The 7,592-nt window shown below is 66.3% G+C and carries 7 protein-coding genes and 1 pseudogene; 6 read left to right on the forward strand and 2 right to left on the reverse strand.

Annotated features, from left to right (window positions below; all coding sequences use genetic code 11):
- Positions 1-170: 170 nt before the first annotated feature.
- A complete protein-coding gene (gene cysM, locus G3N94_RS38350; RefSeq protein WP_205799419.1) occupies positions 171-1,073 on the forward strand; it encodes a cysteine synthase CysM in 903 nt (300 codons plus the stop codon).
- Positions 1,074-1,159: 86 nt separating this feature from the next.
- On the opposite strand, the gene mltB is transcribed toward cysM, so the two are convergent.
- Complete coding sequence (mltB, locus tag G3N94_RS38355) at positions 1,160-2,389, reverse strand: lytic murein transglycosylase B (protein WP_205799420.1); 1,230 nt, start codon at positions 2,387-2,389, stop codon at positions 1,160-1,162.
- A 168-nt stretch (positions 2,390-2,557) separates the two neighbouring features.
- Here mltB and G3N94_RS38360 point away from each other — a divergent pair, with 168 nt between their 5' ends.
- Entirely contained in the window at positions 2,558-3,481 is a 924-nt protein-coding gene (locus G3N94_RS38360; protein ID WP_205799421.1) for a histone deacetylase family protein, read from the forward strand.
- 16 nt (positions 3,482-3,497) lie between these two features.
- Here the strand turns inward: G3N94_RS38360 and G3N94_RS38365 are convergent, their stop codons facing one another.
- Entirely contained in the window at positions 3,498-4,436 is a 939-nt protein-coding gene (locus G3N94_RS38365) for an alpha/beta hydrolase (protein WP_205799422.1), read from the reverse strand.
- A gap of 228 nt (positions 4,437-4,664) precedes the next feature.
- On the opposite strand from G3N94_RS38365, the gene G3N94_RS38370 reads away from it, so the two are divergent.
- The 4 genes and pseudogenes from G3N94_RS38370 to G3N94_RS38385 form a co-directional block, all read left to right on the forward strand.
- Positions 4,665-5,699, forward strand: a complete 1,035-nt coding sequence (locus G3N94_RS38370; RefSeq protein WP_205799423.1) for a methionine ABC transporter ATP-binding protein — start codon at positions 4,665-4,667, stop codon at positions 5,697-5,699.
- Positions 5,689-6,342, forward strand: coding sequence for a methionine ABC transporter permease (locus G3N94_RS38375; RefSeq protein WP_059749607.1), 654 nt, complete (start codon positions 5,689-5,691; stop codon positions 6,340-6,342). Before G3N94_RS38370 ends, G3N94_RS38375 begins: the two co-directional genes overlap by 11 nt.
- Before the next feature lie 31 nt (positions 6,343-6,373).
- Positions 6,374-7,168 carry a MetQ/NlpA family ABC transporter substrate-binding protein gene (locus tag G3N94_RS38380; protein WP_205799424.1) on the forward strand — a complete coding sequence of 265 codons (795 nt, stop codon included), beginning with the start codon at positions 6,374-6,376 and terminating at the stop codon, positions 7,166-7,168.
- Positions 7,169-7,447: 279 nt separating this feature from the next.
- Positions 7,448-7,592: pseudogene (locus G3N94_RS38385) on the forward strand (electron transfer flavoprotein subunit beta/FixA family protein); the annotation flags it as partial.

A 7,592-nucleotide genomic window follows, 5' to 3' on the forward strand; every position in this document is an offset into this window, starting at 1 on the left:
TCGCGGGTTTTTTGCGTGCCGGTTCTGCCGATGCGCGTGCCGATTGGCGTACCGATTGGGGTGCCGATGCCCGGCGCGGTATTCCATCGTCGCGTTGGGGGTAGCGGGCACGGGATGCGTCGCTGGTTTAGAATCGACCGCTTGTTCGGCATCGCACTCACGGTATCTCCATGGCTTACAAAACTATCGAAGACACGATCGGCAACACGCCGCTCGTGCAATTGATCCGCTTGCCGGATGACGAGATTCGCGCGCGCAACAACGTGATTCTCGCGAAGCTGGAAGGCAACAACCCGGCGGGTTCCGTGAAGGATCGCCCGGCGCTGTCGATGATCCGCAAGGCCGAAGAGCGCGGCCGCATCAAGCCGGGCGACACGCTGATCGAGGCGACGAGCGGCAACACGGGCATCGCGCTCGCGATGGCCGCGGCGATCCGCGGCTACAAGATGATACTGATCATGCCGGAGGACCTGTCGGTCGAACGGCGCCAGAGCATGGCGGCCTACGGCGCGGAAATCATCCTGACGCCGGTGAAGGGCGGGATGGAGCTGGCGCGCGATCTCGCGGACCAGATGCAGCGCGAAGGCAAGGGCGTGATCCTCGACCAGTTCGCGAACCTCGACAACCCGCTCGCGCATTACGAAGCGACGGGCCCGGAAATCTGGCGCGATACCGAGGGCCGCATCACGCACTTCGTATCGGCGATGGGCACGACGGGCACGATCATGGGGGTGTCGCGGTATCTGAAGGAGCAGAATCCGTCGATCGAAATCGTCGGCGCGCAGCCGGAGGAAGGCTCGCGCATTCCCGGCATCCGCAAATGGCCGGAAGCGTATCTGCCGAAGATCTTCGATCGCAGCCGCGTCGACCGCGTCGAGAACGTGAGCCAGGCCGCGTCCGAAGCGGCCGCGCGCAATCTTGCGGCCGTCGAGGGCATCTTCGCCGGCATCTCGTCGGGTGGCGCCTGCGAAGTCGCGCTGCGGATCGCGCGGCAGGTCGAGAACGCGACGATCGTGTTCATCGTCTGCGATCGTGGCGACCGCTATCTGTCGACGGGCGTGTTCCCCGCGTAAGCGACGCCGTTCGCACATGACGTAAAAAAAGCGCCGCAACATGCGGCGCTTTCTTCGTCTGGCTTCGGCAGGCGAGCTGCGCGCGATTACTGTGCTTGCGCTTGCGCCTGCGCGTTCGGGCGTGCCGGCGCAAGCGCGCCGGTCGCTTCCATCTGCGCCTTCACGCTCTCGCCGAGCTGGTAGACCGTCAGCGCATAGAAGAAGCTGCGGTTGTAGCGCGTCAGCACATAGAAATTCTTGAGCCCGAGCATGTATTCGGTTGCGCGCCCGGGCGACGGCAGGTCGATCACCGTGACGGGCGTGCCGGCCTCGGCCGCGATGTCGACCGACCGCTCGTTGAGCGTCATGCCCGCGCTCAGCAACTGCGACAGCGCCCAATGCGGCTCCGGCTGTCCGTCGGCCGCGGCCTGTGCGATACCCTGGCTGCCGGTATCGGGGGCGATCTGCCAGACCACCGGGCGATCGGTTTCCCAGCCGTGCTGCTTCAGGTAGTTCGCGACGCTGCCGATCGCGTCGGCCGGGCTGCTGCGCAGGTCGACGTGGCCGTTGCCTTCGTAATCGACCGCATATTCGCGGATGCTGCTCGGCAGGAACTGCGGAATGCCGATCGCGCCCGTATACGAGCCGAGCACGGTCGTCGGGTCGAGCTGGTTGTCGTGCGTCCAGACCAGGAAATCCTCGAGGTTCTTGCGGAACGTCGCCTGGCGGCTGTCGCGATTCGGTGTGTCCGGATAGTCGAACGTGAGCGTCGTCAGCGCATCGAGCACGCGGAAGTTGCCCATGTAGCGGCCGTAGATCGTCTCGACGCCGATGATGCCGACGATGACTTCCGGCGGCACGCCGAATTCTTCCGACGCGCGCTGCAGCGTCGCCATGTTCGCCTTCCAGAACTTCACGCCTGCATTGATGCGGATCGGCTCGATGAAGCGCGAGCGGTACACGCGCCAGTTCTTCACGGTCGGCGAAGCTGCGGGCTTCACGAGCTTGACCGCGGTCGCCGAATAGCTGACGCGCGCGAAGAGCGCTTGCAGGCTCGCGGGATCGAAGTCGTGGCGGCTCACCATGTCGTTGATGAACGCGTCGACCTGCGCGTTGTTCGCGTAGCGCTGCGGGACGATCTCTTCCTCGAAGGTCTGGCCTTGCGGTGCCGGCTGTTGCGGCTGAGCCGGTGCGACGGGCGTGCTGGCGGCCGCCGGCGGCTGCGTCTGCGCGCCGGCCGGCGCGGCGGCGAGGACGGCAGCGAGGGCAGCGGCAACGAGCGGGAGGCGCGCACGGAACAGTGCGGAAGCGGAGGCGACAGGCTTGTTGTAATTCATGAAGAACCGGAGCGGACAGGGCGAATGCGTTCGGCGCAGTATACCCGACGCATCTGCCGCGACGGGGCGATCCGGGCCCCCGTTGTGGTAAGTTAGCGGCGAATTCGCGACAGACGATGGACCTTATTGATGGAGACCTGCGGCGCGCGTGCGCTGCGGACGACGCTTATGGCAACCGCCTTTTATACGCACCCCGACTGCATGCTGCATGAGATGGGGCAATGGCACCCGGAATGCCCGGCTCGCCTGTCGGCGATCCAGGATCAGCTGATCGCGAGTCGCATCGACGACCTGGTCGCGCACGAGACCGCGCCGTTCGCGAGCGAAGCCGCGCTCGCGCGTGTGCATACGCAGGCGCACATCGACTACATCCGGGGCATGACGCCGATCGACGGCTACGTCGAGATCGATCCCGATACGCTGATGAACCGCGATACGTGGCGCTCGGCGCTGCGCGCGGCCGGCGCCGCGCTCGCGGCGACCGATGCGGTGATCGAGGGGCGCTACGACAACGCGTTCTGCAGCGTGCGGCCGCCCGGCCATCACGCGGAGCCCGCGCGAGCGATGGGCTTCTGCTTCTTCAACAACGTCGCGATCGCCGCGCGGCATGCGCTCGACGTGCACGGACTCGAGCGCGTCGCGATCGTCGATTTCGACGTGCATCACGGCAACGGCACCGAAGCCGCATTCGCGAATGACGAGCGCGTGCTGATGTGCAGCATTTTCCAGCATCCGCTGTATCCGTTCTCGGGCGTCGAGCACCAGGCGCCGAACATGGTCAACCTGCCGATGCCCGCGCGCAGCAACGGGATGGCGGTTCGCGAGGCGGTCGACATGTTCTGGCTGCCGCGTCTCGATGCGTTCAAGCCGCAGATGCTGTTCGTGTCCGCGGGTTTCGATGCGCATCGCGAGGACGACATCGGCGGCCTCGGTCTCGTCGAGTCGGACTTCGAATGGATCACCGCGCAGATCGTAGAGATCGCGCGCCGTCACGCGCAAGGGCGCATCGTCAGTTGCCTCGAGGGCGGCTACAACCTGTCGGCGCTCGGGCGTAGCGTCGTCGCGCACCTGCGCGTGCTGGCCGGCATCTGAAGTCGCGCGGCGCCGCTCAGCGCGCCGGCGCGTGCGCGTGAATCCACGCGATCAATGCGTCGATCACGCGATCGCGTTCGAGGTCGTTCATCGTTTCGTGGAAGCCGCCTTCGTACAGCGTGAGCGTGCGGTCAGGCGAGCCGACGCGCGCGCCGAACACGCGGCTGCCGTCCGGTTCGGTCAGCTTGTCCTCGGTGCCGTGATAGACGAGTACCGGCACGCGCAGCGCGCCGCGGCCGCGTTCGATGCGCGCCATCGCGTCGAGAATTTCCGCGCCGGTGCGGGCCGGCACCGCGCCGTGATGCACGAGCGGGTCGGCGCGGTTGGCGGCGACGATGGCCGGATCGCGCGACAGCAGCGCCGCGTCGATCCGGATCGCGGGAAAGGTCGGCCACACGCGGCTGATGACGCGGCTGACCGCGAGCATCCAGCGCGGCACGTCGCGACCGGGCGCGAGTGCGGGGCTCGACAGCACAAGGCCGGCAAACGCGCGGCCGCGGGCCGGCGCACGCTCGATCGCATACAGCGCCGCGATCGCGCCGCCCATGCTGTGACCCATCAGGAACAGCGGCGTATCGTTACCAACGCCACCATAGCGACCATTGCCGCGCCCGGCTTCGGCGACGAGCGCGTCGGCGTCATCCAGGTAGCCATCGAACCGGTCGACCCACGCGCGCTTGCCGGGTGACTGGCCGTGTCCGCGCAGGTCGACGGCGAGCACGTCGATGCCGGCCGCGTTCAGGCGCGCCGCGAGCGCGTCGTAGCGTCCCGCATGCTCCGCCAGGCCGTGCACGAGCGCGACCGTCGCGCGCGGCGCGGCGCCGCCGTCGCCGACCGGCCAGCGGTACAACGCCAGTTCCAGGCCGTCGGCGGTGCGCAGCCGTCCGATCCGCGGCGGATGCGAGACGGGCACGGCGGGCGCAGCGGACGCGGACGCAGTGGTGGTGGCAGTCATCTGACGTGTCCCCTTGATCGTTGATCTTCGCGTTCCCGATCATAGACGCCGCGCAGCCGGTGCGCGTCAGCGGTCCCCTCTAATTTCGTCCGGTTATGAAAAGATCGAAATCGATTATTAAGGGGAATGAGGCGTTTGCGGTAAAATCGCCGGCTATTCCAGATGCATCGGCGGCCGACTGGCGGGGCCTGCACAGGCGGCTCGCCAGCCGTCCGCCGTTTTGTTTACATGATCGAATTACGTAATCTGTCGCAGCGTTTCGCGGGGCCCAGCGGATGGGTCGACGCGCTGCACAACGTCAACCTGACGATTCCGAAGGGCGAGGTGTTCGGCATCATCGGCCGCAGCGGCGCCGGCAAGAGCACGCTCGTGCGCACCATCAACCTGCTGACCCGGCCGACCGAAGGCAACGTCGTCGTCGGTGGCCGCGATCTCACGCTGCTGCCCGCCGGCGCGCTGCGCGAAGCGCGTCGCGAGATCGGCATGATCTTCCAGCACTTCAACCTGCTGTCGTCGCGCACCGTGTACGACAATGTCGCGCTGCCGCTCGAGCTGGCCGGTGCGAGCCGCACCGAAATCGATGCGGCGGTGCTGCCGCTGCTCGACCTCGTCGGGCTGTCCGCGCAAAAGGACCGTTATCCGGCGCAGATCAGCGGTGGCCAGAAGCAGCGCGTCGGCATCGCACGCGCGCTCGCAAGCCAGCCGAAAGTGCTGCTGTCCGACGAGGCGACGTCGGCGCTCGATCCTGAAACGACACGCTCGATCCTCGATCTGCTGAAGCGCATCAACCGCGAGCTCGGCCTGACGATCGTGCTGATCACGCACCAGATGGAAGTGATCAAGCAGGTGTGCGATCGCGTCGCGGTGCTCGACGCGGGGCGCGTGGTCGAGGAGGGCAAGGTCATCGACGTGTTCCTGCAGCCGCACCACGAAGTGACGCGCGCGCTGATCGGCGACGTGATCGCACAGGAGTTGCCGCCCGCGCTGAAGAAGCGCGTGGCCGAGCGGCTCAAGACCGGCAGCGGCCATCTGTTGCGCCTCGCGTTTACGGGCTCGGGCGTCGACCAGCCGATCCTGTCGGAGACGATCCGCCGCTACGAGCTCGATTTCAACATCCTGCACGGCCAGATCGACGAGATCCAGGGCCAGGCTTTCGGTTCGCTCGCGGTGCTCGCGGGCGGCGAGCCGGGCAAGGTCGGACAGGCGCTCGCGTTCCTGCGCGAGCAAGGCGTGGTGGTAGAGGAGCTTTCGTATGTTGAGTGAAATGTTCGACATGTTCGTGCAGTCGTTCTGGGAGACGCTGATCATGGTCGGCATCTCGGGCGTCGTCGGCGCGCTCGTCGGGCTGCCGCTCGGCGTGCTGCTGTACCTGACCGATCGCCAGGGCGTGCTGCAGAACCTCGGAGTGAACCGCGTGCTCGGCGGCTTCGTGAACGCGGTGCGCTCGACGCCGTTCATCATTCTGCTGGTCGCGGTGATTCCGTTCACGCGGCTCGTCACGGGCTCGTCGATCGGTACCGCGGCGGCGGTCGTGCCGCTGACGCTCGCGGCCGCGCCGTTCATCGCGCGTCTCGTCGAGACCGCGCTGCGCGAAGTGGACCGCGGGCTGATCGAGGCCGCGCAGTCGATGGGCGCGACGACGTCGCAGATCGTGTTCAAGGTGCTGTTGCCGGAATCGCTGCCGGGCATCGTCGCGGGGCTGACGATCACGTTCGTGTCGCTCGTCGGCTATTCGGCGATGGCGGGCGCGATCGGCGGCGGCGGGCTCGGCGATCTCGGGATCCGTTACGGCTACCAGCGCTACTTGCCGGAAGTGATGTGGACGGTGGTTGCGATCCTGATCGTGTTCGTGCAGATCGTGCAGTCGTTCGGCGACTGGCTCGTGCGGCGGCTCAGCCACAAATAAGACGATATCCGGTGTGTTTGGGGGAATGACGATGCAACGACGGTTCATGCTGAAGTTCGCGGCGGCGCTCGGCGCGGCCGCGCTGTTCGCGGGCGCGCAGGCCCGGGCCGAAACCATCAAGGTCGGCGTGACGGGCGGCCCGCACGCGCAGGTGATGGAAGTCGTGAAGCAGGTCGCGGCCAGGAGCGGCCTCGAGATCCGGATCGTCGAATTCTCCGACTACGTGCAGCCGAACGCGGCGCTCGCCGCGGGCGATCTCGATGCGAACAGCTACCAGCACGAGCCGTATCTGCAGGCGCAGGTGAAGGACCGCGGCTACAAGCTGATCAAGGTGGCCGACACCGTGACGTTCCCGATGGGCATCTACTCGAAGCGCGTGAAGTCGCTCGCGGAGCTGAAGCCGGGCGCGCGCGTCGCGGTCCCGAACGATCCGACGAATGGCGGCCGCGCGTTGCTGTTGCTGCAGAAGCAGGGTGTGCTGAAGCTGCGCGCGGACGCGGGGCTGAAGGCAACGCCGCTCGACATCGTCGACAATCCGCGAAAGCTGAAGATCGTCGAGCTCGACGCGGCGCAGATCCCGCGTTCGCTCGGCGACGTCGACGCTGCGGCGATCAATACCAATTACGCGATGGAAGCGGGGTTGAAGCCCAAACAGGACGCGATCGCGATCGAGGGCCAGAACGGCCCGTATGCGAACATCATCGCGATTCGCGACGCGGACCGGAACAAGCCTTGGGTCGCGAAGCTCGTCGCGGCCTATCATTCGCCTGAGGTGAAGCAGTTCATCGAGGGCAAGTTCGGCGGCGCGGTGATCGCCGCCTGGTAATGCGTGGTTCGGCGTGGTTCGGCGTGGTTCGGCGAGGTGCAGCGCGGTTCGGCGCGGTGCACGGGGCGCCCGGCGGCGATTAGAGTCGATGATCGAAAACCCGGGCTTTGCGTCCGGGTTTTTTCTCTTTTAAAATAGAACGATCGTTCGCTATCATTGGCATTTCGCCAAGAAGCGGTATCCTCGACATCCACGATGGATGGGTCCGCTTGGCCGCGCAGTCACGAGGCCTCGCTATAGAATGGCCTCTGGTCGTATTCGTAACTTTGGAGCGTGTGCATGAAAATCCTGGTGCCAGTGAAAAGAGTGGTCGATTACAACGTGAAGGTCCGCGTGAAGTCGGACAACACGGGCGTCGACATCGCGAACGTGAAGATGTCGATGAACCCGTTCGACGAAATTGCGGTGGAAGAAGCCGTGCGCC

The organism is Burkholderia sp. Ac-20353 (assembly GCF_017104785.1).
Classification (GTDB): Bacteria; Pseudomonadota; Gammaproteobacteria; order Burkholderiales; family Burkholderiaceae; genus Burkholderia.